Source organism: Agarivorans sp. JK6 (genome assembly GCF_045277145.1).
Classification (GTDB): Bacteria; Pseudomonadota; Gammaproteobacteria; order Enterobacterales; family Celerinatantimonadaceae; genus Agarivorans; species Agarivorans albus.
Genome location: NZ_CP113525.1, coordinates 2,579,301 through 2,604,684, shown reverse-complemented (window position 1 = coordinate 2,604,684; position 25,384 = coordinate 2,579,301). Strand labels below are relative to the sequence as shown.

General features: G+C 43.1%; 22 protein-coding genes. 13 read left to right on the top strand and 9 right to left on the bottom strand.

Going from position 1 to position 25,384, the window contains the following annotated elements:
• Nucleotides 1–24: 24 nt before the first annotated feature.
• Nucleotides 25–834 carry a fumarylacetoacetate hydrolase family protein gene (locus tag OV592_RS12125; RefSeq protein ID WP_406608746.1) on the top strand — a complete coding sequence of 270 codons (810 nt, stop codon included), beginning with the start codon at nucleotides 25–27 and terminating at the stop codon, nucleotides 832–834.
• An 18-nt stretch (nucleotides 835–852) separates the two neighbouring features.
• Here OV592_RS12125 and OV592_RS12120 read toward each other — a convergent pair whose 3' ends face one another.
• On the bottom strand, nucleotides 853–1,254 hold the full coding sequence (locus OV592_RS12120; protein WP_406608745.1) for a hypothetical protein: 402 nt from the start codon (nucleotides 1,252–1,254) through the stop codon (nucleotides 853–855).
• Nucleotides 1,255–1,590: 336 nt separating this feature from the next.
• Here OV592_RS12120 and glnS point away from each other — a divergent pair, with 336 nt between their 5' ends.
• Nucleotides 1,591–3,255: a glutamine--tRNA ligase gene (gene glnS, locus OV592_RS12115; protein ID WP_152782541.1), complete on the top strand. Its 1,665-nt coding sequence runs from the start codon at nucleotides 1,591–1,593 to the stop codon at nucleotides 3,253–3,255.
• A gap of 44 nt (nucleotides 3,256–3,299) precedes the next feature.
• Entirely contained in the window at nucleotides 3,300–3,938 is a 639-nt protein-coding gene (gene msrA / locus OV592_RS12110) for a peptide-methionine (S)-S-oxide reductase MsrA (RefSeq protein ID WP_406608744.1), read from the top strand.
• 53 nt (nucleotides 3,939–3,991) lie between these two features.
• Here msrA and OV592_RS12105 read toward each other — a convergent pair whose 3' ends face one another.
• From OV592_RS12105 to miaE, 4 genes are all read right to left on the bottom strand, one after another.
• Nucleotides 3,992–4,288, bottom strand: a complete 297-nt coding sequence (locus tag OV592_RS12105) for a DUF6482 family protein (RefSeq protein WP_406611431.1) — start codon at nucleotides 4,286–4,288, stop codon at nucleotides 3,992–3,994.
• Nucleotides 4,289–4,351: 63 nt separating this feature from the next.
• Nucleotides 4,352–4,579: a hypothetical protein gene (locus OV592_RS12100; RefSeq protein WP_016401056.1), complete on the bottom strand. Its 228-nt coding sequence runs from the start codon at nucleotides 4,577–4,579 to the stop codon at nucleotides 4,352–4,354.
• A gap of 296 nt (nucleotides 4,580–4,875) precedes the next feature.
• A complete protein-coding gene (locus OV592_RS12095; protein ID WP_406608743.1) occupies nucleotides 4,876–5,448 on the bottom strand; it encodes an LON peptidase substrate-binding domain-containing protein in 573 nt (190 codons plus the stop codon).
• Between the two features lie 85 nt (nucleotides 5,449–5,533).
• Nucleotides 5,534–6,472 carry a tRNA isopentenyl-2-thiomethyl-A-37 hydroxylase MiaE gene (gene miaE / locus OV592_RS12090; RefSeq protein WP_406611430.1) on the bottom strand — a complete coding sequence of 313 codons (939 nt, stop codon included), beginning with the start codon at nucleotides 6,470–6,472 and terminating at the stop codon, nucleotides 5,534–5,536.
• A 111-nt stretch (nucleotides 6,473–6,583) separates the two neighbouring features.
• Here miaE and OV592_RS12085 point away from each other — a divergent pair, with 111 nt between their 5' ends.
• The gene (locus tag OV592_RS12085) at nucleotides 6,584–6,760 is read left to right on the top strand and encodes a hypothetical protein (RefSeq protein ID WP_016401053.1); all 177 of its coding nucleotides are present in this window, start codon (nucleotides 6,584–6,586) and stop codon (nucleotides 6,758–6,760) included.
• Here the strand turns inward: OV592_RS12085 and OV592_RS12080 are convergent.
• Complete coding sequence (locus OV592_RS12080) at nucleotides 6,753–7,607, bottom strand: J domain-containing protein (protein ID WP_406608742.1); 855 nt, start codon at nucleotides 7,605–7,607, stop codon at nucleotides 6,753–6,755. The genes OV592_RS12085 and OV592_RS12080 overlap by 8 nt on opposite strands.
• 146 nt (nucleotides 7,608–7,753) lie before the next feature.
• On the opposite strand from OV592_RS12080, the gene OV592_RS12075 reads away from it, so the two are divergent.
• Both OV592_RS12075 and OV592_RS12070 read left to right on the top strand, forming a co-directional pair.
• Nucleotides 7,754–8,902, top strand: coding sequence for a JmjC domain-containing protein (locus OV592_RS12075; protein WP_406608741.1), 1,149 nt, complete (start codon nucleotides 7,754–7,756; stop codon nucleotides 8,900–8,902).
• Nucleotides 8,903–9,104: 202 nt separating this feature from the next.
• A complete protein-coding gene (locus tag OV592_RS12070) occupies nucleotides 9,105–10,211 on the top strand; it encodes a phosphoribosylaminoimidazolesuccinocarboxamide synthase (RefSeq protein WP_406608740.1) in 1,107 nt (368 codons plus the stop codon).
• A 58-nt stretch (nucleotides 10,212–10,269) separates the two neighbouring features.
• Here OV592_RS12070 and OV592_RS12065 read toward each other — a convergent pair whose 3' ends face one another.
• Complete coding sequence (locus OV592_RS12065; protein ID WP_406608739.1) at nucleotides 10,270–13,140, bottom strand: hypothetical protein; 2,871 nt, start codon at nucleotides 13,138–13,140, stop codon at nucleotides 10,270–10,272.
• Between the two features lie 58 nt (nucleotides 13,141–13,198).
• A complete protein-coding gene (locus OV592_RS12060) occupies nucleotides 13,199–14,428 on the bottom strand; it encodes a phosphatase PAP2 family protein (RefSeq protein ID WP_406608738.1) in 1,230 nt (409 codons plus the stop codon).
• 204 nt (nucleotides 14,429–14,632) lie between these two features.
• On the opposite strand from OV592_RS12060, the gene recR reads away from it, so the two are divergent.
• The 6 genes from recR (at nucleotide 14,633) to hemH (ending at nucleotide 22,623) form a co-directional block, all read left to right on the top strand.
• The gene (recR, locus tag OV592_RS12055) at nucleotides 14,633–15,235 is read left to right on the top strand and encodes a recombination mediator RecR (RefSeq protein ID WP_152782557.1); all 603 of its coding nucleotides are present in this window, start codon (nucleotides 14,633–14,635) and stop codon (nucleotides 15,233–15,235) included.
• Nucleotides 15,236–15,388: 153 nt separating this feature from the next.
• A complete protein-coding gene (htpG, locus tag OV592_RS12050; RefSeq protein ID WP_406608737.1) occupies nucleotides 15,389–17,299 on the top strand; it encodes a molecular chaperone HtpG in 1,911 nt (636 codons plus the stop codon).
• 216 nt (nucleotides 17,300–17,515) lie between these two features.
• Entirely contained in the window at nucleotides 17,516–18,688 is a 1,173-nt protein-coding gene (locus OV592_RS12045; RefSeq protein ID WP_406608736.1) for an extracellular solute-binding protein, read from the top strand.
• Nucleotides 18,685–20,805 carry a GGDEF domain-containing protein gene (locus OV592_RS12040; RefSeq protein ID WP_406608735.1) on the top strand — a complete coding sequence of 707 codons (2,121 nt, stop codon included), beginning with the start codon at nucleotides 18,685–18,687 and terminating at the stop codon, nucleotides 20,803–20,805. The genes OV592_RS12045 and OV592_RS12040 overlap by 4 nt, the downstream gene beginning before the upstream one ends.
• An 88-nt stretch (nucleotides 20,806–20,893) precedes the next feature.
• Nucleotides 20,894–21,538, top strand: coding sequence for an adenylate kinase (gene adk / locus OV592_RS12035; RefSeq protein WP_016401043.1), 645 nt, complete (start codon nucleotides 20,894–20,896; stop codon nucleotides 21,536–21,538).
• A 98-nt stretch (nucleotides 21,539–21,636) separates the two neighbouring features.
• Nucleotides 21,637–22,623: a ferrochelatase gene (gene hemH, locus OV592_RS12030; RefSeq protein ID WP_221076971.1), complete on the top strand. Its 987-nt coding sequence runs from the start codon at nucleotides 21,637–21,639 to the stop codon at nucleotides 22,621–22,623.
• Between the two features lie 64 nt (nucleotides 22,624–22,687).
• On the opposite strand, the gene OV592_RS12025 is transcribed toward hemH, so the two are convergent.
• Nucleotides 22,688–23,050: a DUF2750 domain-containing protein gene (locus OV592_RS12025; protein ID WP_152782567.1), complete on the bottom strand. Its 363-nt coding sequence runs from the start codon at nucleotides 23,048–23,050 to the stop codon at nucleotides 22,688–22,690.
• 251 nt (nucleotides 23,051–23,301) lie between these two features.
• Here OV592_RS12025 and OV592_RS12020 point away from each other — a divergent pair, with 251 nt between their 5' ends.
• On the top strand, nucleotides 23,302–24,891 hold the full coding sequence (locus tag OV592_RS12020; protein WP_406608734.1) for an ABC-F family ATPase: 1,590 nt from the start codon (nucleotides 23,302–23,304) through the stop codon (nucleotides 24,889–24,891).
• Nucleotides 24,892–25,384 lie beyond the last annotated feature (493 nt).

Sequence of the window (25,384 nt, the reverse complement as noted above, 5' to 3'; positions counted from 1 at the left end):
GACACCTAACATCAAGGACGAACTGTGAATTACATATTATCGACAGGCTTCGCGCTTTTACTACTCTCAAGCCCAGCGACTGCTGAGCAAACCAGCCAGTTTGCGTTAATCGACCATGAAGGGGTAAAAACCTGGGTTAAACGCGATGGTGATAAGTTACTTCATTTAAATGCTTCACCTATAGAAAAAGGCCAAGTTAATGGTCAAACATCGGCTGAGGCATCAGCTAAGTACTTAATGCCGATAAAACCAGCCACAGTATTTGCAGTGGGTTTAAACTATCGCAGCCATGCAGGAGATGCAGGTGCCAGCAAGCCAGAAATTTTCTACAAGTCATATAGTTCTCTCAGTATTGGAGGGCCGTTGCAGCTCCCAAAGGATGCGCGAAATGTGCATTTTGAGGGAGAGCTGGTGGTTGTGATTGGTCAAAGTTGTTCAAAGGTATCTAAGCAAAATGCTAGAGAATGTATATTTGGTTACACAGTAGGGAATGATCTCACCGAGCGCTCTTGGCAAGGTCGAGATTTGCAATGGTGGCGGGCTAAAGGTGCCGATGGTTTTGCTCCGATTTCTCCTTGGATAACTCAAACTACAGCTGAAAACCAGTTCACTGTGACCACTAAGCTAAACGGCGATATCGTTCAACAAGAATCGTCGGCGAACATGATTCACTCTGTAGAGGATATTGTCAGTTACATTAGCCAATATGTAAGCTTACAAGCTTATGATGTGATCTTTACTGGTACACCGGGAAGAACTAAGGCACTAAAGAGTGGAGACCAAGTAGAAGTGAGTATTGAAGGCCTAGGCAAGGTGTCTACTCAAATTGAGTAAACACCCATGTATATGGCTTTATTTTACAGGGGCTAAGCCCTTATTGCGATTGTCTACGGCGCCGTCTAGATCAAAGTCGGCAGACTTCCAAGCGCTGGCTTCTTGGTGAGTGAACTTTTTAGCGGCCCATGCAGTGGCTGAAGAAAGATCAAAGCCTGAATCTATCCAACCTCGGGCGTCGACAGCAGTGAAGGCTTGGGCCCAAGCTGTGATTTGGTTTGGGTCAGTAAAGTTTTGGTCTATAAATTCTTTAACTTGTGGTTGGCTCATGCCTGCTCGTACATAAGTTTGTACTTGTTCAACATTTACCCCGATTTCTTTCCAAGATGCAATTTCAGATTCTGACATACCATCCCAGGTGGGTTGGCTAGAACAAGCAACCAATAACAGGATGCTAAAAGCAACACTAAGTAGACGCATGACATATTCCCTTAATTATCAACAGTAACCATTAATCACTATAAACCATGACTACAAATTCGCCATTTCCTAAACAAAACCATAAGTAAGAAAATTGGGGGAATGACTTTGATTCCAGTCTTATTGGTAGAAGTTGCAGCAAGGCGCTGGTTGAGTTTAGCCAAAAGGAACGCAAAAAAGTTAATCAAGCTAAGCTGTTTAATCGCAAGGCATGGACACAGAACAGATGCATAAGGCGATCTTTTCATCGCTTGTTCGATGGTTGCTTGTACTAAGGCTAAGAATCAGGGATTATACGGCTTTAATTAGCGTTTCATTATTTATAGGTAGGCTGGTATGAGTGAGGCGGAAAATCGCCCTAGCAATTTCATTCGTCACATCATTGATGAAGATCTTAAATCCGGAAAACATGACACAGTGCATACACGTTTCCCACCGGAGCCAAATGGTTATCTGCACATCGGCCATGCTAAGTCGATTTGTTTGAATTTTGGTATTGCTCAAGACTACCAGGGCGCATGTAACTTGCGCTTCGATGATACCAACCCTGAAAAAGAAGATATCGACTACGTTAACTCAATTCAGCAAGACGTAAAGTGGCTTGGTTTCGATTGGGATGGTGAGGTGTGTTACTCATCAAACTATTTTGATCAGTTATACGCTTATGCTGAAGAGTTGATTCAAAAGGGTTTAGCATTCGTTTGTTTCTTAAATGCCGACGAAGCGCGTGAGTACCGTGGCACCTTAAGCCAACCAGGTAAAAACAGCCCTTACCGCGATACTCCTGTTGAAGAAAACTTGGCGTTATTTAGAAAAATGCGCGCGGGTGAATTTAAAGAAGGTGAGTGTTCGTTACGCGCCAAAATCGACATGAGCTCTTCGTTCATGTGTATGCGTGACCCGGTTATTTATCGAGTTCGATTTGCTCACCACCACCAAACCGGTGATAAGTGGTGCATTTACCCAATGTACGATTTTACGCATTGTATTTCGGATGCGATCGAAGGCATTACTCACTCTTTGTGTACGTTAGAATTCCAAGATAACCGTCGTTTATACGATTGGGTACTGGAGAACATTACCATTGAGACAGTACCGCATCAGTATGAGTTCTCACGTTTAAACCTTGAATACACGGTAATGTCTAAGCGTAAGCTAAATACTTTAGTTACCGATGGTCATGTAAACGGTTGGAATGATCCACGCATGTTAACCATTGCTGGTTTACGTCGCCGAGGTTATACCGCTGCATCAATCGTCGAATTTTGTAAGCGCATTGGCGTGACTAAGATGGAAAACATGGTAGAAATGCCAATGTTAGAAGCATGTATACGTGACGACTTAAATGCCAATGCACCTCGTGCAATGGCAGTGTTAGATCCAATTAAAGTGGTAATCGAAAATTACCCTGAAGACAAAGTAGAACAGCTATCTGCACCTAATCACCCTAGCGAAGATATGGGCGAACGAATTGTGCCATTTAGTCGCGAGCTGTACATTGAAGCTGAAGACTTCCGTGAAGAAGCTAACAAGAAGTTTAAGCGCTTAGTGATCGGTAAGGAAGTGCGTTTACGCAATGCTTACATGATTAAAGCTGAACGTTGTGATAAAGACGAAAACGGAAATGTTACTACCGTTTATTGTACTTATGACGACACCACCTTAGGTAAAAACCCTGAAGATGGACGTAAACCCAAAGGCGTTATTCATTGGGTGTCTGCTGAACATGCCAAGCCTGCGGAAATCCGTTTGTACGACCGTTTGTTTACCGTTGCTAACCCAGCTGCAGAAGAAGATTTCACCGCAGTGCTTAACCCTGAATCATTGGTAGTTAAACAAGGGTTTGTTGAACCAAGCTTAGTTAAGGCAGAAGCGGAACATGCTTATCAGTTTGAACGCCAAGGTTATTTTTGTGCCGACAGCGTAGATTCAAGCCCGGAAGCTTTAGTGTTTAACCGTACCGTAGGTTTGCGTGATACGTGGGCTAAAATTGGTGGCTAGGTGCCAGTAATTAAACGTTTGCCAATAGAGATGGAGTTGTATCGATGAGCAAAACGACTTTGGTTAGCCAAGCTGATGCCTTACCAGGGCGCTTGGAGGCGATAGAGTTAGACGGAATTCATGCAGTAAACGGCAGCAATTACCTAGAGCAAGCTAGCGCTTATCAGGAAACTGCTTATTTTGGTTTAGGCTGTTTCTGGGGCGCCGAGCGTCTGTTTTGGCAACAACAAGGCGTAATAACAACGGCAGTAGGTTATGCCGGTGGTTTTACACCTAACCCAAATTACGATGAAGTGTGTACTGGCTTAACTGGGCATACTGAGGTTGTTAAAGTAATTTACGACCCAAGTGTGATTAGCTATCAACAATTGTTGACCTGCTTTTTTGAGCAGCACGACCCTACTCAGGGCATGCGCCAAGGTGGGGATGTTGGAACTCAGTATCGCTCGATGATATTTGCGACCAGCAGTAAACAGCTAGAGTTGGCTAAGCAAGCTCAGCAGGCTTATCAAGAAGCCCTGCAAGGTGAAGGCCTAGCTCATGCTATTAGCACTGAGATAGTTAGTTTTGATACTTTCTATTATGCAGAGCTTTACCATCAGCAATATCTGCATAAGAACCCCAATGGGTACTGCGGTTTAGGTGGCTTAGGGGTATGTTTACCACCTTGGCTTCAAGACTAAGTAAAAAGCAGCCTAATGGCTGCTTTTTTTTTAACTCTATTGATTATTTCTAGCTACCATCTTAATAGCATTTTCATTGGCTGGTTGGTGCTTTGTAAGCCGCACATTTCATCGTAGGCAGAGTGCTGAACTAGCCACACCTTATCGATGGCTTGGTCTTGGTAGTGTTGTTTAATGCTAGAAATACTGGAGAACCTAACAGCGGGGTAACTGTTCTCGCGAAGCGCTTGTTGAGAGTTGTCTTGTTGCTCGTTAACTAGGTAGATGTCACCTTCATGAGAATTAATTATCAGATCCATATAAGCCTCCTTAGTTTGTGTATTAGATACGCAACAAACTAACGAGAAGATGACTAAGACTAAAAATTAATGGAAAGAGTTGGGGGAGGAGACCCGCCCCCACTGTCTTATAAACTAGCGACGCAGTTTTAAGATACTAATAGGGCAGGTAATGCCTAGTTTCTCTGCGGCTTGTTTAAATCCAGCCTCTAAACTTTCGAAGCTCATATTTGAAGTGAACTCCATGCAGAGCATGTCACGCTCTTTTTCGATGTTCCAAAGTACGGCTTCATCGGCGGTGGCAGATTGGACTAGCGGTAGTGCTTGTGTAATTGCTGCGCTTATTTTTGCTTTATATCTCATGAATCACCTTTAAGACAGAAAGGGTCGCAGATCTCTTACTGTCTAACTACTAGATATTTATCGTTCCAAGGTTATTAGGGCAATAGCATATTGGATTCTATGTCCAATGCGAAGCCATTACTTCTTCTCATCATCCATGACTCAATCATCTTAAAGCACTTTTGATTACAAGACTGTGTAAAAGTTCGCATATTACGATAAATATGACATTTTTTAGTTAAATATAAGTTTTAAATGCTAAATATTAGATATCAATTAAGATAAATAGCCTAATTGATAATCACTTTTAATTTCAGCTACCTATGGCCTATTGTTATTTCTGACACTAATTGATGGACCAGGTTATCTAAGGTTGAGAAGTCATCTTCAAAAAGAATTTGGTTTTTTGCTTTGCTGGAGAAAGGCAATAGCTCTAACCAACGCAGCACTACCCAATATTCGTCGTCGTAAGCAAAAAAATCAGGATGTTGCTCGTAAAGCTCATGCTGAGTTAATACCTGTTGTAGTTTTTCACTTAGGTCATCTTCAATTGCGGGAGGTTCTTCAAGTTGCCAATTGGGTTTAGCTTGTGCAAAAGCGCTATAAAGCTTATCGTCGGCCTGGCTGGTATCACTTAAGTCGACGCGTTTAATCCCGCGAATAGTAATGCCGAGCATGCCGTCTTCGAGTTGCTCAAAATCCTCTATTTGGCAATGAACGCCTATGTTGAACTCTGTATGTCCTTCTGCCAATGGCTGGCATAAGACAAAGCCCTTAGCTTCTTCGCTAGCTATAGAGACCAAGCGCAAATAACGCGGTTCGAATATGCGTAGTTTGCTCAGCCCTCCGGGCAAAACAAAAAGCTCTAATGGAAACAAGGGTAAGCGCATAGTCCACCATATCCAATCTAATTAACTTCACAAATTATTACGTGGTTTACTGCTCGGGTGATCAATTCTCTCTATATTAATTATATTAGCTCAAGGGTATTCCACTGTGAAAACGAAACACCTTGTCTTGCTGAGAAATTAACTTTGCTTCTTGTTGGCCAATTTTGTTCACTCTTTGTTGGAGTTCTTGTTTATCGATGATCATATTGGCTAAGCTCAAATAGTCTTGATAGTGGCGGGCTTCAGAGCGCAATAATGATATATAGAACTGGCCAATGGCCTCGGGTAAAAGTGGCGAAAGCATAGCGAAACGCTCACAGGAGCGCGCTTCGATATAAGCCCCAACAATCAGTTTGTCGGCTAGGGCTTGAGGCTCAAAATGACGAACTTGCGACATTAGGCCCTTGGCATAACTACCTGCAGGGAGATTTTGGTAGTGAATGTTAAACTGATGCATGATAGAAAAAACCTGTTCAAAGTGGTGCAGCTCCTCTTTAATTAGCAGCCGCATTTTTTCAATCAATGCTGTTTGAAAATCAGATAGTTGCCCCTCTGATCTAGTTTCTGCTTTAGCACTTAATGTTGATGTTCTGTTTGCAGAGTTATCGCTATGACTGCCTACCAGATCATGCAGCTGAGACAATAGCGGTTGGTCAAACTTGCATCGCTGCATTAAAGCCAAGGTTGTAAGAGCTGCGTTTAGTTGCTCGTTATTGGCTTTGTCTAAGCCTATCGGAAAGAACCATTCAATAAATACCTGAACAGACCAGCGACCCGCCCGAAAAATAATGAATTCATAGGGAGCTAGCAATGCTTTTATTTCTTGTTGAATCAATGGCTGATTAGCGCCAGCATACTTGAGCATCAGTTTGCTTGCAGTGGCGGCCGCTTTCCACTCTGCATTTGCGTGATCGATTAACAAAACCTTTAAGTTTTCGGGCTCTTTAGCCATAACCAGCCATTGTTTAGGTGTTGAGCAGTATAAAAAATTGTTAATGGGTTCGAGCAGCGCGGAGTAAGGCATTGGCAAATTTAGTGTATTCACTTCAAGTTAATGAAGTTTCACCCATTTGGAGTCTTGTTTTCAAGTACTTGATCAGTACACTTAATGGCGGTTTTAACTGGGACAGTGAAAATGGAACAAATTAACCAGCATTTCGATAAACTATTAGACCCTTTAGCACGCTTAGATGAGCTTTGTGCCAAGCTACCTTGTGGTGATAAGAAGACTCGCCTGCTAGACCAAATTGCCGCTATTAAAGAACAAAACGAACAGGCAAAGCGTGAGTTAAAGGCTTTCTTATCTAATTAGTTGTTGCGTTAGCAGCGCTAACATCGAGACTTTCTAAAAGCACTGCTCTCGGTTCCCCGTTTAAATCTACCTCTTCTATTTGTTGCTCTTCCGTTTGTTGAGCTTTGGTCGAGTTTTCTTCGATAGAGTTTTTAACAGCTGCACTTTCATTAATGACCGCTTCGTTATCGATTACGGGTGGTATTTCTATATGCTGTTGTAACAAAAACTGCTGCTGTGCTTGGTTGAGTGCGTTGGCGGAATGCTGATTGAGCAAGGCACGAATTAGCGTCAAACTCATATCAAAATCAGACTCAAGGTATTGTTGGCGAGCACTGCTTAAACGTAGCTTTTGTTTTAACTCCCATGTTTTGGCTAAGTTTTCTTGGCTTAGCGCGGGCATTGTGGGTTTTGCAGGCTTATTGCTGATACTAATGGTTGTAGTCAGCTGTTTGCTTACTTTGTCTAATTGCTGGTTAGACTGATACCAGCCATTGGCTAGAACTACCGCCACTACAGCAAGTATCCCAATAAGCGCTGGCATTAATATCTTTTTTAATCGTTTGGTTTCTTTAATTTGTGCCTGTTTGGCAATCGCTACGCTAAGTTTTTGAATATAGAACTGTTGTTGATGAATGGTTTTTTTTAAGGCAAGGACTTGCTTGTTCGAATCATCCAAAGATTGCTCTATGGCAATCGCGCCTTCGCCTAACAACAGTTTTTGATAACTGTTTTTAATTAAAATCATCAACTGGGCAGAGCCGCCTTTGTCGGGGTGGCAGCGGCTGGCGAGTTGTTTGTAGCGAGTTTTTATTTGCTCCTCGGTAGCATTTTCCGGGAGATCAAATAATTGAAAGTGCGTGGTCATGGTTTAGTGTTACGTTTACTGTCCCTGTTAGCTGGCCTAAGCATACAAAGTTTTTTGAGTTTTGTCCTTTGAATAAAGCGACGGTTTGGCTAAAAGCCTGTGTTGAAATCAGTTACACTTTGCCGATACTACAAAAGGTAAGCTGTATGACATATCAAACCGCATTTAACCAACAAGATTTTATGGCTAATTTCTGGCAACAGCGTCCCTGTTTGTTAAAACAAGGCATGCTTGATTTTGTTGACCCACTTAGCCCGGAAGAACTTGCTGGCTTAGCGATGGAGGCTGATATTCAAAGCCGATTGGTAACATGTCACGAGCAGCAGTGGGAAGCTCATCTAGGGCCATTCGAAGACTTTGCATTGCTGGGCGAATCACATAGTTCTTTATTGGTTCAAGGTGTCGACCATTGGCATGGCGAAGTGGCAAAACTAGCTGCGGCGTTTCAGTTTATCCCTAACTGGCGATTTGACGATGTGATGATTTCTTACTCCACCGTTAAGGGCGGTGTTGGGCCACATATTGATCAATATTGCGTATTCATCATCCAAGGACAAGGTAAGCGACATTGGCGTGTTGGCCAAAAGCAAATCCTTAAAGAGTTTGCCTCTCACGATAAGTTGAAACACTGCGAAGACTTTGTGGCTGAGATTGATGTAGTGCTCGAGGCTGGTGATGTATTGTATATCCCACCGGGCTGCCCCCATGAAGGTTATGCCATAGAACCATCGATGAATTATTCGGTGGGCTTTAGAGCGCCAAATGCTAAAGATTTGGTCACTGGTTTTGCCGATTATCTTCTGCAACACGAAACCAGCTCACAACGTTTTGCTGATCCGCAGCGCCAAGAAACTAATGAGTTTGGTCGCGTAGCCGAGAACGATACCTTAGCACTTAATAAACTGATGCAGTCTTTAATCAACTCTCCTCAAGCCAGTGCCCATTTTTTAGGTGAGTACCTTAGTGATTCATCACATAGCTCTGACATTGTTGTGCTAAGTGGCAGCGATCAAGAGTTAGCGATGAGTGATCTGCGCCAATTGATGGAGCAGGGCGCTGAGTTAAAACGAACCGCGGGCATTAAGGCCTTGTACCTTGATGTATTGCCTTACGAGCTGTTTGTTGATGGGCAAAGTTATGCGGTGCCCAATTGTTCTTGGGCTTTAGCAAAAAACATGTGTGATAGTACCGCCTTAGACACTCACTCGTTGCGGGCATTTAACGAAGATGAACACCAGCTTGATTGGCTTTTAGAGCTACTCAACGCCGGCTATTGGTATTTTGATGAACAATAGTTTTTAGCCAAATCATTTTCATTCTTTAGTTAAGTTTGGCCAAAGCGTATCTGAGAATGAAAGTTGCCTAGAGCTCGCGAATCGCTAGCAGTTAGCGAGCTTTCTGGTAAAATCCCTCAGCAAATTAATGTTCCCCGTAAAAATCAGTGTGTAAGCGAGCTTGCTCGTTGATTTTTCGCTCTTAAATAGAGGACTGTTTACCATGAGTCTTGCTGATAAAGTATTAGCAGTGAATAACGATTTACCCATTCGCACCGACGCGCCCGTTCATAGCGGTAAAGTACGTTCGGTATATTGGCTAACCGAAGCTGATAGTAAACGACTCATTAAAGAAAAAGCTTATGATGTTGCCGCCGACACACCACTAGCAATTATGGTAATCAGCGACCGAATTTCAGCCTTTGATTGTATATGGCACGGCGAAGAGGGCCTTAAAGGCGTACCTGGTAAAGGTGCTGCACTTAACGCAATTTCTAACCATTGGTTTAAGCTTTTCAAAGAGCAAGGTTTGGCCGACAGCCACATTCTGGATATTCCTCATCCCTTTGTTTGGATTGTTCAAAAAGCGCGCCCGGTAATGATTGAAGCGATTTGTCGACAATATATTACTGGCTCTATGTGGCGTGCTTATGAGAAAGGTGAGCGTAACTTCTGTGGTATTGATTTACCGGAAGGGCTACAACGGGATCAAAAACTACCAGAGATTCTCATTACCCCGTCTACTAAAGGTATTCTTAAAGGGATCCCTGGCGTGCCAGAAGCCGACGACGTAAATGTAACGCGTAAAAATATCGAAGATAACTTCGCAGCATTTAACTTTAAATCTGCTAATGATATCGATGTTTATGAAAACCTACTTAAACAAGGTTTTGGTGTAATTAGTCAGGCCTTAAGCGATATCGACCAAGTATTTGTTGATACCAAATTTGAATTTGGCTACGTAACCGATGCTCAAGGCCAGGACAAGTTGATATACATGGATGAAGTTGGCACACCTGATTCATCACGTATTTGGGATGGCCCAAGTTATCGTGAAGGTAAGGTTGTCGAGAACTCTAAAGAAGACTTCCGCCAAACCTTACTTAGCTACTTCCCGGATCCAGATATTCTGTTAAACAAAAACCGTATGCCAGAGCGTGAAGCCTTAGCGCGAGATAACAATTTGCCGGTTGAAGTATTAATGAAAATATCTGAAACCTACACAGGCATTGCTGAAAAGATCACTGGTGCGCCAATCACCATTGGTGACAATCCAAAACAAGAAGTGATTGATATTCTTCGTAAAGATTACGATTTAATCGTGGATTAGAACGATAGTGCAAAGTTAAAGAGCAAGGCAATGCCTTGCTCTTTTTTATTGTCTTCTCTTAACCAAGCTGTTCTAGGGCGCTAGCTAAGGCCGTTTCATCTTGCTTAAATACTGCTTCAGAAATCTCGCTTACCTGCTGGTTTAGTTTATCCGATGCGAACTTCTCAGCTCCAAATGCCAGCTGTTGTACTTGCTCTTGAGCTTCTTTCCAGCGTTGCTGTTTGGCAAACTCTACAATGAGAGAAGAGCGATTTTTGTTTTCGATACTGAATACATTTTTTAGCGCAATTAAGTAGGGCTCATTATCCGATTTTGTGGGCGAAGCCACAGCTTGGTTATCGGGCTTGGGTTTTGGTTCGCTAGGGCTTAAGCCGCTAAGGCTTTCAATTAAGCGAAGGTAGCTATATTCCGAAAGAGCATGAGATGATAATAGCTGCTCATCTGCACACAAGCCTTCTAATGCCTGCCCAAAGTGTTGATTTAATACCAACACATCGCGGATATCTCTTTCAGTATTGGATTCGCTTATCAAATAGTAATGTAAGCCCGCTAAATCTGTGGCATCAAAATCCTTAGCGTTGTTCACCAATAGCAGTAAGCGAAGCTCAGCTTTGTACTGTTGTATTTGTTGAATACGGATCGGCGTGAGTTCGCTGCTTTCTAGTAACAAGTAATCAACTGTGCCGAGATTTTTAATCTGGTTATAAGCTTCTTGCCAAGCACGATGCTGCCATTTAATGGCAATGTCACCTATGTGAGTACTTAAGTGCTCAAATCGGTGCTTTGATTGACTAAATGAAGCAATAGAGAAGTTGCTTGGTGTGTTTGGCTCATCTTCGGCTGATGCTGCAATGGCTACTTCTGCTAGGTCTTCGATAGTTTGCTGCTCTTCTTTATCGGAATGTCGCTGGAAGAAGCTCGCCATTAAAAAGCTGCACAGCTGATGCTTCAAACAAAATAATGGCGCAAGAGAAGAGTCGACTTGCGTTGGTGAAGGCAGTTGTTCTGCTACCAGCAATACCTTTAGCTTAATGCCTAGGTCTTCTAACTCAAGGCTTCGCTCAGGTTTGTCAGTTATCACTGTTACCTTGTGATTGGCGTCCACATCTTCGATCTGTTTGAGCTCTACAAACTCGGCAGATAAAAGTTGCAGTTGAATGCTGATACAACGCTGGAAAAACTCATCGGCAAAATCTACTGCGAAGTATTGCACCTCATCACTAGGGCTTTCTACCAATTGGTCCGATGCTACTGTTTCATAGTTTAAGCAAATACTTAAGGAGTCTTGGTTTTGTTGCTGACGGCCATTGATTTGTTTTACTAAGGCTGCACTAAGGGCAATGATTGATTGCTGTAAAGCACTTAATTGGCCGGCGTTTTCGCTATCCACAGAAAAGACTAATTGTTGATCTTCAACCTGCAACTGAATAAGCACTTGGCTGCTGGCTGGGTACAATGAGATCAAGTAAAGCTGCAGATCTAATATCGCAGTTAAATGAGCGCGATTAAACATGTATTGCGAGCTAATCTCTGGGCTAACTACCAATGCCCAATGCAATTCTTTTGCTTGGTAAAGCGCCGAAAATTGACCGAGCCTCTGCTCAAGTACGTCTAGTACAGACTCCGCTTTAAGTTTTATGCTGGCTTCTTGCTGCTGCCAAGGCAAGCTGCGTATCAAGGTGCTTAAGCGTAGCTGCGCGTCTAAGCGTTCTCTATCCGAATGCTCATTAGGTGCTAGAAGCGAGGCCTTGTTAAGCTGGTTTAAGGCATCTAAACACCCTGCTTTTAGCGGGCTGTACAAATCGCTAGGCGTTAAACTTCGTAAAATTTGTTTAGGGTTTTGTTTAGCTTGCTGAGCTTGATTATTTTGGCTAATGGGGTTGATGCTCACTAAGTACAAGCTGTCTTCACTAAAGGGCAGAGCAAGGTGGGTAGCCGAGTAGGTTTTTCCCGTTTTATTTGCTTTAACTAATAGGCAAAACTCTTCAGGGTAAGAGACCAATAACTCCATAAACTCGCCATCTTGAGTATTATCAAGGCTTGGGACTGAGTAGTGTTTATTTAAATTAATGTTGATGAGTTTGGCTTTGCTTACGTTTAAGTAGTTAAGCCCAATGTTGCTAGCTTCGATAACATGGTTGTGTTCATCCACGATAAATGCGGCGTTATTAGCATGTTCTAGCAACGCTTTTTTCAAACTGTTAGCGCGGTTTGATAACTCAACCAGCTGCTTTACTTTTTGTTTGTCTTTTTTGTGTTGAGCTTTAGCTGTTTGTAACTCTTTGCTTAGCTTGGCATTGGTTATTTCCACCGCTGTTTTTGAGCTAGAGATAATAGGATCTTGTTTTGCCTGTTGCTTGTTGCTCACTGGCTTATTCGATGTTGGTTTTACAGGGGCAGTGGTAAACATTCTGCTTACAAAAACACTGAGTAAGATTTGTAGTAACAAGATCCCGGCTAATAGCCGGAATACGACTAAGCGATGTGGCAGCAACCAATGGTAAACATTGGTGGGGCTGGAAAACTCTATCTCTACCCAAGCGATAGGGTTAATTTGGGTAGATGAACGCTTTTGGTTATCAACTTTAGCAGCCAGTTTGTTGGTTTGTTTGCCATCATTTTGTTGCTTTTTACGTGGCGTTCCAGCTTCTGCCATTATTGTGCGACTGCTTTGGTCGGTAACTTTTACATAGTTAACGCTGGGTGATTTTAACAGTTCTTCAGCCAACTCTTTAAGCACTGCTTTATTTTGAATATTAACCGCGCGCCGGGCACTAATTTCAAACAAACTTAGCGCGGTTGTCACTTCCTTCTCGGTGTTGGCTTTTTGCTGCTGATAAAGAAACGGCAACGCTAAGGCGGTGACACTGGCCACCACCAACAAGCAGATTAGGTTGATTAGTAAAGCTGACTTTAAACGAGTACTCACGGGCTTCCTTGTAAGTAAAAGGTATTAAAACAAAAAGGCGCAACCTGCGCCTTTAGTATTAAAATGCATAACCTAAACGTAGATAAATGCTGTCGAACTCAATTTTTCTAAAGGTTTTAGCATTGTCTTGATCACGCTTATAGTAGTTGTATCCACCACCAATATCCCAGCGTTTATTAAACGCATAGTTGATGCCTAAGTCTGTCATAAGCACTTCACCGTCGCCATTATTACCGTATTCACCGGTAAATGCGAGGTTCACTTTAGGTGTGATGTGGTAGCCAAGGGTTGCGTTTGCTAAGGGGTAAAACAACCACTCTTCATCGCCTTCTAGCTCTTTGCTAAAGCTTGAGTCGGGGTAAAGTGAAGCTTGCGCATATTGAATTAATAAACCTAAACCGGCTTTACCTATCCATTGCTTCCCAAGCTGTAAGTCGTACTGCCAATTAACTAAGTTATCCCAAACTTGGTATTGCGCGTAAACATCGCCGCCGCCTTCTACTTTGCCTTGATCACGGGCTTCATAGGGCTGGGTAAGGTAACTAAAGCTATGTTGGTCACTTGCAAACCATGTCCATCTTGCGGCTGCAGTAGTCAAGGTATCTTCTTGGCCGAATTCTATATTCTGCTCAGACGCAAAGCTGCCAATATCATTAGATTTTAAGCGAGTTGGCCCCAGTAAAAAATCAAATTTAAATTTAGGGTCAAACGTTGTTGGTGGTTTTTTAGAGCGCGTTCCACCTTCAAAAAAGCCATTTGATAAAGAGATTTGTAAACCTTTGGCATCGCCATCAACCATTGGGCTTACTTTTATGTCTTCATCGATGGGGTTAACAAAAAACAGGTTGCTCAAAGTAGCGATACTGGCACCTGCAATTACGTCATCCCAGTAGTGTTTATCACCGTGTACTCGACTCCAACCGGTGTATGCGGCAAGTGCGTAAGCAGGCACGCCCCAAGCTGAGCCATAACGAGTTTGGAAGAAAGATGCTCCACTAAATGCAGCAGCGGTGTGACCAGAGGGAAACGAATTGTTAGTGGTAAAGTTAGGCCGGCGTTTGTCTACGGCAAACTTAATACCATGGGTGAATATCATAGTAGTGGCGAACGACTTAGTTAATTGCCAGCTACCTGCGGTATCACCTTTGGCTAAACTTACACCTAGGCCACCAAGGGGTAGTAGAATCTGAGTGTAGTCACCAATTTGTACATAGGTATCTTCGGCGAGTGCATTGGTACTAAATGCAGATAGAATAGCGGCCGAGATTAAGCTGGTTTTTAGCTTCATTACTTTTTCCTTGTTCAAGTTAACGACAAATCCTTTATCGCTAATACATCTTCATCATTATCATACGCACATGAGTGCTGTTTGGTCTACTTGTAACAACTAATCGGCTACTAATATTAAGGGACAAAATCTGTCGCTTTTAATGAATTTTGTTTATCACGCTGTTACATTAGCGTCGCGTAAATTGAGTTTAGTGGAAGTTTAATGAAATACAGCCCCAGCATAGAACAATTGATTAAGTCGCTACAGGTTTTACCCGGTGTAGGCCCACGTAGTGCCCAGCGTATGGCTTTTCATTTGTTAGAGCGCAAACGTAAAGATGGCTTACAGCTTGCTGCTAGCATTAGCAATGCAATGGACGTAATTGGCCACTGCAAGGTGTGTCGCAATTTTGCTGAGGAAGAACTGTGCCCTATATGCCAATCGCCCAAGCGGATGAGTAAAGGGGTAATCTGTGTGGTTGAAACCCCAGCAGATGTTGCTGCTATTGAGCAGACCGCACAATTTTTTGGTAGTTACTTTGTGTTAATGGGCCATCTCTCACCACTTGACGGCATTGGTCCTGGCGAGTTGCACTTAGATAAACTGGAACAGCGCTTCGCCCAAGAAGAGGTAGCAGAATTGATTCTCGCAACTAATCCCACCGTAGAAGGCGAGGCTACCGCTTATTACATCGCTGATATGGCCAAGCGTTATCAAATTAAAGTATCAAGAATTGCTCATGGTGTGCCACTAGGCGGTGAGCTAGATAGCGTAGACGGCACTACACTTTCTCACTCTTTGATTGGTCGCCAGCAACTCGATTAACACAAAATGTTTGGTATTGATAAAGCTCACTTAAGGTGAGCTTTTTTGTTGTTCATTTATAATTTTTTTTCTCGCCTGCTTGAAATCAAAATTGGCTACCCCCATATCGTTTAGCAACTAACGAAGTATGTGTAAAAGCAAGGAAACAATAAGATGACTGATGCAGCTCATGCAGAAACTCATGGCTTTCAAACTGAAGTAAAACAGTTACTCCAGTTGATGATCCACTCTCTATATTCAAACAAAGAAATTTTCTTACGCGAATTAGTCTCGAACGCAGCCGATGCTGCCGACAAACTGCGTTTTAAAGCTTTAGAAAATAACGCTTTATTTGAAAACGATGGTGACTTACGTGTACGTGTAAGCTTCGACCAAGAAGCTAAAACTATTACTTTGTCGGATAACGGCATTGGTATGACCCGCGATGAAGTTGTTGAGCATCTTGGTACTATTGCTAAGTCTGGCACTAAAGAGTTTTTTGGTCAGTTAAGTGGCGACAGCGCAAAAGACTCGCAACTAATTGGTCAATTTGGTGTTGGTTTTTACTCAGCATTTATCGTAGCCGATAAAGTAACCGTTGAAACTCGTGCTGCAGGTGCAGAAGCTAGCCAAGGTGTACGTTGGGAAAGTGCAGGTGAAGGTGATTACACCGTAGCCGACATTGCTAAAGAAGGCCGCGGTACCGACATTATTCTTCACTTACGTGAAGACGAACATGAGTTCCTAGATAGCTGGAAAGTTCGCTCTATCATCACTAAGTACTCAGATCATATTTCGATCCCAGTTCAAATGTGGAAAGACGAAACGCCTGAGTCTGAAGGTCCAGACGGTGAAAAAGTTGCAGCAGTGCCAGGCGAATGGGAAGCCATTAACAAAGCAACTGCTTTGTGGACACGCGGTAAAAACGACATCTCTAAAGATGAGTACAACGAGTTTTACAAGCACATTTCTCATGACTTCGCTGATCCATTAACTTGGGCGCACAACAAAGTTGAAGGTAAGCAGGATTACACCAGCTTGCTTTACATCCCAAGTAAAGCCCCATTCGATATGTGGAACCGCGAGCGTCAACATGGCTTGAAGCTGTATGTTCAACGCGTGTTCATCATGGACGACGCTGATGAGTTTATGCCGGGTTACCTACGCTTTGTGAAGGGTGTGTTAGATTCAAACGACCTTCCACTAAACGTATCACGTGAGATCCTTCAAGATACTAAAACAACCGCTAACTTACGTAGCGCTTGTACTAAGCGTGTTCTTACTATGCTTGAGCGCATGGCGAAGAACGATGCTGAGAAATACCAAACGTTTTGGGCTGAATTTGGCCAAGTGCTAAAAGAAGGTCCAGCAGAAGATTTCGCTAACAAAGATCAAATCGCTAAGCTACTGCGTTTTGCTTCTACTAACAGCGACAGTGCTGAGCAAAATGTTTCCTTCGCCGATTACATCGAGCGCATGAAAGAAGGCCAAGACAAGATTTACTACGTAACGGCCGATGGTTACGCAGCCGCTGCTAACAGCCCGCATTTAGAAATCTTCAAACGTAAAGGCATTGAAGTATTGTTAATGCACGACCGCGTAGACGAGTGGTTAATTAGTCACTTGCCAGAAGCCGAAGGCAAAACCCTTGTTTCGGTAACTAAAGGTGATTTAGACCTTGGCGACTTAGATGACGAAGAAACTAAGAAGCAGAAAGAGCAAGACGAAAGCGAATACGCAAGCTTTGTTGAGCGCATGAAAGAAAGCTTAGGTGATAAGGTTAAAGATGTTCGTTTAACTTACCGTTTAACCGATACGCCTTCTTGTATCGTTGTTGATGACAACGACATGAGCACCCAAATGCAGAAGTTGATGCAAGCGGTTGGTCAAGATGTACCTGATCAAAAATACATCTTTGAACTGAACCCTCAACACGCTTTAGTTAAGCGCGTTGCCGATGAGCAAGACGAAGCTAAATTTGCAGAGTGGGCGAGCTTACTATTAGATCAAGCAACCCTTGCTGAGCGTGGTAGCTTAGAAAACCCTTCTGAGTTCATTAAGCGAGTTAACCAACTTTTAGCTTAAACATACTCTAGAGAATAAAAGGCAGCACTTGGTGCTGCCTTTTTTGTTACTTGCTGATTTGGGCGTTTTACCAAAAATAAAACGATTATTCATAGACTTGATTGTGGATTTACAGGTCAGATGACTTATCAGCAATTGCAGAGGATGAGTTCACAGATAAAGCACTGAATCGTTGCTACACTAAACAAAAAAAATAATAACGGAAAGGTAGCTAACATGCGCAAAGTAGTGCTGATTTTAGGCTTAATGTGTACGCTTTCTCAAGCTAACGCAAAAATCACATTGTGGAATGCCCATAATCCATCTCAATACCTCGATAATGCGATTGCTGAATTTGAAAAACAGTCCGGCGTAACCGTTGAAAAAAACAACTTCTTGTCAGAACGATTACGCGAAGAGGTGCTTAACCAAGCCCGCACTAATACCTTGCCAGATATTCTTTACGTGCCTAGCGATTTTGTTGGCATGCATGATTTGATTTCTTTAGCGCCGGTACCTAAAGACTGGATTATTCCGCAAACAGAACCGCGGGTGCTTAAAGCGGGTTTTACCGACAACGAACAATATGGTGTGCCGCTATTTCAAGGCAACCACTTAGTACTTTACTACAACAAAGACTTAGTTAAACAGCCCGTAAGCTCTTGGGCCGAGTTATTAGAACAGCAATCAGCGCTTAGCCAAGGTGAGCAACAAGCTATTGTTTGGAACTACTCCGAGATGTATTGGTTCATTCCATTCTTAACCGCATTTCAAGGTTGGCCACTTAACGATGGAAAAATAACCCTAGATACCAAAGAAATGCAGCAAGCCTTAACGTTCTATAAACAGCTTAAAGATATCGGCTTGGTTGACCCCAAATGTAATCACGATTGCAGTGTAGAACGTTTTAAGAACGGTCAGTCCGCTTATATGATTAACGGCGATTGGATATATAAGGAATTGAAACAAACTATGGATGAGCGGCTAGGTGTAAGCACCTTGCCTGATATTGAGGGAAGCCCAATGCTGCCGATGTTTTCTGGTTATGTGTTAGCTTTTCCTCGTCTCTCAACGTCAGATGACAATTACCAACAAATTAAGCAATTTAGTGCATTTATGCAGCAGCAAGAAGCACAAAGCATCATTTATCAACAAGGTGGTTTAATCCCTGCTAATGTTGAATTGGTTTCGAAAATAATCAGTGACAACAACCCCAACGAACAAAACATGTTGAAGCAAATGGAAGATACCAGAGCGATGCCCGGGGATGCCGAAATGACCGTAGTGTGGTTAGCCCTAGAACGGGGCTTTAACAGATATATGGATCATAACTATTCAGTCGAACAAGCTACCCAGTTAATGCAAACCATTGCTGACAAAGAAACTCGCAAACGCGGACGCAAAGAATGACAATAAGACTTCGGTCTATCACATTTTTGTTATTGATCTTCGTAGCCATTATTCCGGTTTCGGTGCTTTCTTTTACCTTATATAAACAGATGTACAATTTTGTTTATCAGTCGGTTAATAGCCGTTTGGCGGCTTCGGCAAGCCAAATTACTGCCGAACTTAAGCATAGCAATGAGATTCTCACCAATGGCTTACGTTTGCTTTCTGAGCAAGAGAGTGTAGTAAACGGTATTGATGATCTACTTTATTCGATTCACCTTCCCGATATACTGGGTAACTTTGTGCTCGATGCACCGCTCATTGAGTCTTTGTACTTGGTAGAAGCCGATGGTTTTGTAGTGGAATCTTATGGTGGAAACATACTGGCGCTTGAGCAATCTAATATTCTGCAGCAACGTTTTACCAGTCCCTTCGAAATAAAAGATTTTGAATCAAAAAGTAAGGTCTATTTGGTTGATAACTACTCCTTGGTTGGCAAAAGCGGTCAACATCATAGTTTGGTGCATGTGGTGCCTATTTACTCTGATCGTGCCATCGACCGTATCGTTGTAAAAGGCTACCTAATAGCGGTGGTGCCTATATATAAATTAGCGGAAGTTGCTGCCAACCGGCTCGATGATCAGGAGAGCCTAGCAGTGTTTTATCGCGAAGAACAATTGCTAGGGAACCTGATCGGTGATGACGCTTACGATGTTACTCACGCCAGCCGCTTGATTATATCGGGGCGAAACTATCAAAACTCTGTTTGGATTCAAATTAAAGTCGGTCAGCGCTTAGAGAGCCTGGCTAATCAAGTTAAAGAAGCAATGGCGCCTGGCATGGCCAGTAGCATTATTGTTATCGGTCTTATTATTGTGGTCGTGATGCTGTTTGCTCATTTAGTGGCAAAAGCATTTGGGCGTTTGTACGGTCTAATTCGCGATTTCGAAAAAGGCCGAAATGCCGATGCCCTGAACAACGGAAAGCTCGTGATTCGAGAGTTTGCCGATGTAGCAAATTTGCTTACCGAAATGAAAGGTACCATTGGTGAGCAGTTAAGAACGGTAAATGAGAAAAATGTTGAGTTAGCACGTATCGACAAACTACGGGCCGGCTACCTAGAAGAAGTTCAAAACTTGAATAGCCAACTTGAGTATAAAGTTGAAGAGCGCACCCGAGACTTAGAACTATCGATGGATAACCTGGCGCAAAGTAACTTCTTTTTTCAACAGCTTGTGCAATTTAGGCGAGTATTGGAGGCCAGTGAGGGTAATCGACAAATTGCTAACGACGCACTTCGTATATTGTCTATGTGTTTTCCAAATACAGGTTTGGTGATTTACTTGCCGCAATCACGCGGTCACCGTATGGTGAACGACAGCTTGTCTGTTGAAGTAGAAAGCTTTGAACAGCTTTCTAATCGAGTGTCAGAAAAATCTCGACAGCGTTGGGATCGATTTAGCATCGAGTTTAAACAACAATTGGTGAATGTTTTTGGTATTCGCTGTGGTGGCGGAAAAATGGGGTGGCTGCTTATTAATGAACCTAAGTTAAGTGAAGAAAACAGTAACCGAATTCTACTGTTTATCACCGAACTCAGTGCATTTTTAGAAAACCGAACCCTAAACGAAGAGCTGGACTATGTTGCTAGAACCGATTCTTTAACTGGCATTAAAAATCGCCAAGCCTTTGATGAACTGCAATTCTCACTAGAAACGCAACTAGATGCCGAAGTCGGTTTATTTATCATTGACGTGAACGGCCTAAAACAAATGAACGATGAGAAAGGCCATGAGAAAGGTGACCAGCTGATTATTTCTGTGGCGAGGGTGCTATCAGACTGTTGCGAAGGCTTAACGGGAGACTTCTACCGTATTGGCGGTGATGAATTCGCAGCAGTATTGTCAGGTGAGCAATTAGCATCAGCTAGCGAGCTAAACGCGCGTTTAGCGGCAAGGCAAAATAATCAAGTAGGAATAGACCTAAACAGCTTTGGAGGAGAGCCTTTGGTGAGCTTCTCTGTAGGCTACGCGTCAACCACTGACGTTGACTTTAGTGGCTTGTACAAGCTAGCAGATCAGAACATGTATAGTAACAAACAGCGTTATTATGCAGAGCTTCGTCAAACTGAACTTTAGTCGAGCTTCCCTTGTAGTTCTGGCCTCATCAGTGTAAATTCACGTCTCTTGTAAAAGCACTAAAAACTAGACCAAGGAACAGCAAATTATGCGCATTATTCTTTTAGGCGCTCCAGGTGCGGGTAAAGGTACCCAAGCACAATTTATTATGGAGCGTTACGGCATCCCTCAAATCTCTACTGGCGATATGCTTCGCGCCGCTGTAAAAGCTGGCACAGCTTTAGGCATCAAAGCAAAAGAAGTAATGGATGCAGGGCAATTAGTTTCCGATGAGTTGATTATTGGCCTAGTAAAAGAACGTATTCTTGAAGACGATTGCGAAAAAGGCTTTTTGTTAGATGGTTTCCCTCGCACCATCCCTCAAGCTGACGCAATGAAAGAAGCCGGCATTAACATTGATGCGGTTTTAGAATTTGACGTAGCCGACGAAGAAATCGTTAAACGAATGAGTGGACGTCGAGTTCACCCAGGCAGCGGCCGTGTTTACCACATTGTTTACAACCCACCTAAGGTTGAAGGTAAAGATGACGTAAGCGGCGAAGACTTAGTAATCCGCCCAGACGACGAAGAAAGCATCGTACGTGATCGACTAGCTATTTACCACGAGCAAACTAAACCATTAGTAAGCTACTACGGTAAAGAAGCTGAGTTAGGTAACAGCAAATACTTCAAACTAGACGGTACTCAGTCTGTTGAAGCAATTAGCAATCAATTAGTTGAATTACTTGATTAATTGCTAATTACGATTTGCAAAAAAAAGCGGCAATTGCCGCTTTTTTTTATGCCTAAAAATGCCGTACACTGTGTTGTCCACTTTTAGGGAATAGTTGAATGTCACAACATGACAACGAGTTAAAATGTGCCGTAGTATTGGTGAACCTAGGTACACCAGATGAAGCGACACCTAACGCCGTAGCGAAGTTTCTGGGGCGCTTTTTATCAGATAAGCGAGTGGTAAACCTGCCTAAGTTATTATGGTTACCACTGTTATATTGCGTTATTTTGCCTTTGCGCTCACGACGTGTTGCCAAGCTTTACCAACAGATTTGGCTAAAGAATGGCTCGCCCCTTAAAGTTATTAGCGAACAAATTCGCAATAAAGTGTCAGCCAAGCTTAGCGATAAGTACGAAGTACATTTAGCCATGACTTATAGCTCACCCGATATTAAAGAGGTGGTTAATCAGGTGCTAGATGCGGGGCATCAAAAAGTACTGTTATTGCCGATGTATCCTCAGTATTCGGTATCAACTACTGCTCCGGTTTTTGATGCTTATGCCAAAGCACTTAAAAATACTTACAACTTGCCTGAATTACGCATGGTTAAAGATTACTATGCCGAGCCAGCTTATATTCAAGCTTTAGCAAACTCGATTAAACAGCACTGGGAGTTAACCGCCCGTGGTGAAGTGTTGTTGTTTTCTTTTCATGGTATTCCAGAGCGCTATGCACGAAATGGCGACCCTTACCCGCAGCAGTGTGAAGATACTGCAGCCAAAGTGGCCGCAGTATTAGGGCTTAAGCAAAATCAGTGGCGCTTATGTTATCAGTCGCGCTTTGGTAAAGATCCATGGGTTAAACCCTATACCGACCAGTTACTACACCAACTTGCAGAGCAGGGCGTTAAATCGGTAGATGTAATTTCTCCGGCTTTTTCAGCAGATTGCTTAGAGACAATTGAAGAAGTGTCTTGTGAGTTACGTGATGAGTTCTTAGAAGCGGGCGGGGAGCAGTATCATTACATTTCAGCGTTAAATGACAATCCCGAACAAGTTGAGTTGTATTGCCAGTTAATTGAGAAACATACCCAAGGCTGGTAGTCACTCGTATAAGCGTTTAAAAAGCCCCGATAGATTAAGGCTTAATCTATCGGGGCTTTTTTTGTTAACGGCCTTTACCTAAGGCATCTTCAAACTCGTAAGGCGACAAAATTAAGCCTTCTTCTTGTTCGTTAGGAAAAACCGCAACATAAAGTTCGTCACCTGTTAGGCCTTCGGTCCAGCGGCTGCGCCATTTGTTTAGCGAGATTGCTTCGGCTTTACAGTGCTGCCAATCTCCAGTCGCCCAAGCGTCAGCAAATTCCTTACTTGGCCACACGGGGACGCAGTCTTCATCTTCAGAGTTAAGCATTACGCAGCCATCGTCGTCGATTAAGATCCACAATTGATTTTGAGCTTTGCTTTCTTTAATTAGGTATTGCATGCGTGAATGGCTATCGGCTTTAGCAATGTTATTAGCATCAGACATGGTTCGTCCTCGTTACGATGATAGGTGGTTAGAATAATCCAAATAAACTAAGCCGTCATATAAAAGCGCTAAGCTAACTCTTGAGTGCTTAGTTTTACGGCGTATTAGCGGAAAGTGGCTAAGCTTATGTGATCTTTGTCTTAATATGTGCGTTGTTTGAGCAAGTTGTGGCATAATGCGCGACCAAACAATTTAGCCATCAGATTACCCAGCAAAATGCTGGTGTAACGTAACCAAGCGGAATATTTACATTGCTTACTTCTTCTAATATCACCATGCAATTTGGCGCAAAGCCATTGTTCGAAAATGTCTCAGTTAAATTTGGCGAAGGTAACCGTTATGGTCTTATCGGCGCCAATGGCTGTGGTAAATCTACCTTTATGAAAATATTGGGTGGCGATTTGGAGCCAAGTGCCGGCAATGTATCTAAGGATCCAAACGAACGCATTGGTAAGCTAAAGCAGGACCAATTTGCTTACGAAGATAAAGCGGTTATCGATACCGTTATTATGGGTTACGAAGAACTGTGGGCGGTTAAATCTGAGCGCGACGCAATTTATGCCAACCCAGAGATGAGTGAAGAAGACGGCATTCGCGCAGCTGAGCTAGAAGCCGAGTTTGCAGAAATGGACGGTTACACCGCCGAAGCTCGCGCTGGTGAGTTATTGCTAGGTGTTGGTATTCCTATCGAGCAACATTACGGCCCAATGAGCGAAGTAGCTCCTGGCTGGAAACTGCGTGTATTGCTAGCCCAAGTATTGTTTGGTGACCCAGACATTATGCTTTTAGATGAGCCTACCAACAACTTGGATATTAATACCATTCGTTGGTTAGAAGGGGTGCTAAATGAGCGTAACTGCACCATGATAATCATCTCGCACGACCGCCACTTCTTAAACAGCGTATGTACTCACATGGCCGATTTAGATTACGGTGAGCTGCGTACTTTCCCTGGTTCTTACGACGAATACATGACAGCTGCAACCCAAGCACGCGAGCAAATGTTGTCGGACAACGCCAAGAAAAAAGCCCAAATTGCCGAGCTTAAAACCTTTGTTAGCCGTTTCTCTGCTAACGCTTCAAAATCTAAGCAAGCTACCTCTCGTGCTAAGCAAATTGATAAAATTCAATTAGCCGAAGTTAAACCTTCGAGCCGCCAAAACCCTTACATTCGTTTTGAAGAAGAGAAAAAGCTGCACCGCTTAGCCTTACAAATTGAAGGTTTGGAGAAGAGCTACGAAGAAACCCTATTCAAAGATTTAGACTTAATGGTTGAAGTAGGCGAGCGCATTGCGGTAATTGGCCCCAACGGTATTGGTAAAACCACCTTCCTTAAATGTTTGGTAGGCGATACTGATTTTGGTGGCAGCATTAAATGGTCTGAAAATGCTCAGCTTGGTTACTACGCACAGGACCATGCAGCCGACTTTGAAGAAGATAAAAACCTGATTGACTGGATGTGGCAATGGGGCAAAGAGGGCGACGACGAGCAAGTGATTCGTGGCACCTTAGGCCGCTTATTGTTCTCACAGCAAGACATTAACAAATCCGTTAAGGTAATCTCTGGTGGTGAGCAAGGCCGTATGCTGTTTGGCAAAATGATTTTGCAAAAGCCAAACATTATGGTGATGGACGAGCCAACCAACCACTTGGACATGGAATCTATTGAGTCACTCAACTTAGCCTTAGAAAACTACCCAGGCACCTTGGTGTTTGTAAGCCACGACCGAGAGTTTGTATCAAGCCTTGCTACGCGCATCATCGAAATGACGCCAGAAGGTATTGTAGACTTCCACGGCACTTACGAAGAGTACTTAAAAAGCCAAGGTTTAAACGCCTAGCAGCTTCAATAGAAGTTAGTAAAAAGCAGCCATTGGCTGCTTTTTTTGTTTTAGAGTTAACGCTTGCGTAACCGGTGGCGTGTCGTGGGCGCCTTCCTAGGGAGCGAAGCGACCGAATTGACGCACTTGTTAGGTATATTTCTTCAACATGTCTTTATGTTTCTTTATCAGTTTAATACGTTCACGATTGGGCTCCCGCATTTGTAGCTTCGCTATTTCTTTTTCTAATGCGTGCTTCGTTTTGGCCTTTTCGACTCTAGAGTTGTCAGCCAGTTGTCGGCGAAACGCGAAAATCTCGGCGTGTAAACGGTCCCAAAGCTTAGCTTTGCTTTTAGGAGGAACTTTGATAGTCGGGCCCAAGAAATACATTGGGTCGCCACAATGCTGGCATTTAGTCACAGAACTTATCTTCCCGATAGATTCCGGTCTGTCGTGAGTAACCCTGCGCCAAGTTGGTCTGCGCGTAACTACTCTGCACTTGAAGCAAACCAAG

Coding starts and splice junctions, on each gene's coding strand:
- recR (WP_152782557.1), top strand. CDS start 14,633: ATGAAATACAGCCCCAGCATAGAACAATTGATTAAGTCGCTACAGGTT.
- OV592_RS12085 (WP_016401053.1), top strand. CDS start 6,584: ATGGAACAAATTAACCAGCATTTCGATAAACTATTAGACCCTTTAGCA.
- OV592_RS12120 (WP_406608745.1), bottom strand. CDS start 1,254: ATGCGTCTACTTAGTGTTGCTTTTAGCATCCTGTTATTGGTTGCTTGT.
- OV592_RS12075 (WP_406608741.1), top strand. CDS start 7,754: ATGACATATCAAACCGCATTTAACCAACAAGATTTTATGGCTAATTTC.
- OV592_RS12045 (WP_406608736.1), top strand. CDS start 17,516: ATGCGCAAAGTAGTGCTGATTTTAGGCTTAATGTGTACGCTTTCTCAA.
- OV592_RS12100 (WP_016401056.1), bottom strand. CDS start 4,579: ATGAGATATAAAGCAAAAATAAGCGCAGCAATTACACAAGCACTACCG.
- OV592_RS12040 (WP_406608735.1), top strand. CDS start 18,685: ATGACAATAAGACTTCGGTCTATCACATTTTTGTTATTGATCTTCGTA.
- msrA (WP_406608744.1), top strand. CDS start 3,300: ATGAGCAAAACGACTTTGGTTAGCCAAGCTGATGCCTTACCAGGGCGC.
- hemH (WP_221076971.1), top strand. CDS start 21,637: ATGTCACAACATGACAACGAGTTAAAATGTGCCGTAGTATTGGTGAAC.
- adk (WP_016401043.1), top strand. CDS start 20,894: ATGCGCATTATTCTTTTAGGCGCTCCAGGTGCGGGTAAAGGTACCCAA.
- OV592_RS12080 (WP_406608742.1), bottom strand. CDS start 7,607: ATGACCACGCACTTTCAATTATTTGATCTCCCGGAAAATGCTACCGAG.
- OV592_RS12095 (WP_406608743.1), bottom strand. CDS start 5,448: ATGCGCTTACCCTTGTTTCCATTAGAGCTTTTTGTTTTGCCCGGAGGG.
- OV592_RS12060 (WP_406608738.1), bottom strand. CDS start 14,428: ATGAAGCTAAAAACCAGCTTAATCTCGGCCGCTATTCTATCTGCATTT.
- OV592_RS12070 (WP_406608740.1), top strand. CDS start 9,105: ATGAGTCTTGCTGATAAAGTATTAGCAGTGAATAACGATTTACCCATT.
- miaE (WP_406611430.1), bottom strand. CDS start 6,472: ATGCCTTACTCCGCGCTGCTCGAACCCATTAACAATTTTTTATACTGC.
- htpG (WP_406608737.1), top strand. CDS start 15,389: ATGACTGATGCAGCTCATGCAGAAACTCATGGCTTTCAAACTGAAGTA.
- glnS (WP_152782541.1), top strand. CDS start 1,591: ATGAGTGAGGCGGAAAATCGCCCTAGCAATTTCATTCGTCACATCATT.
- OV592_RS12025 (WP_152782567.1), bottom strand. CDS start 23,050: ATGTCTGATGCTAATAACATTGCTAAAGCCGATAGCCATTCACGCATG.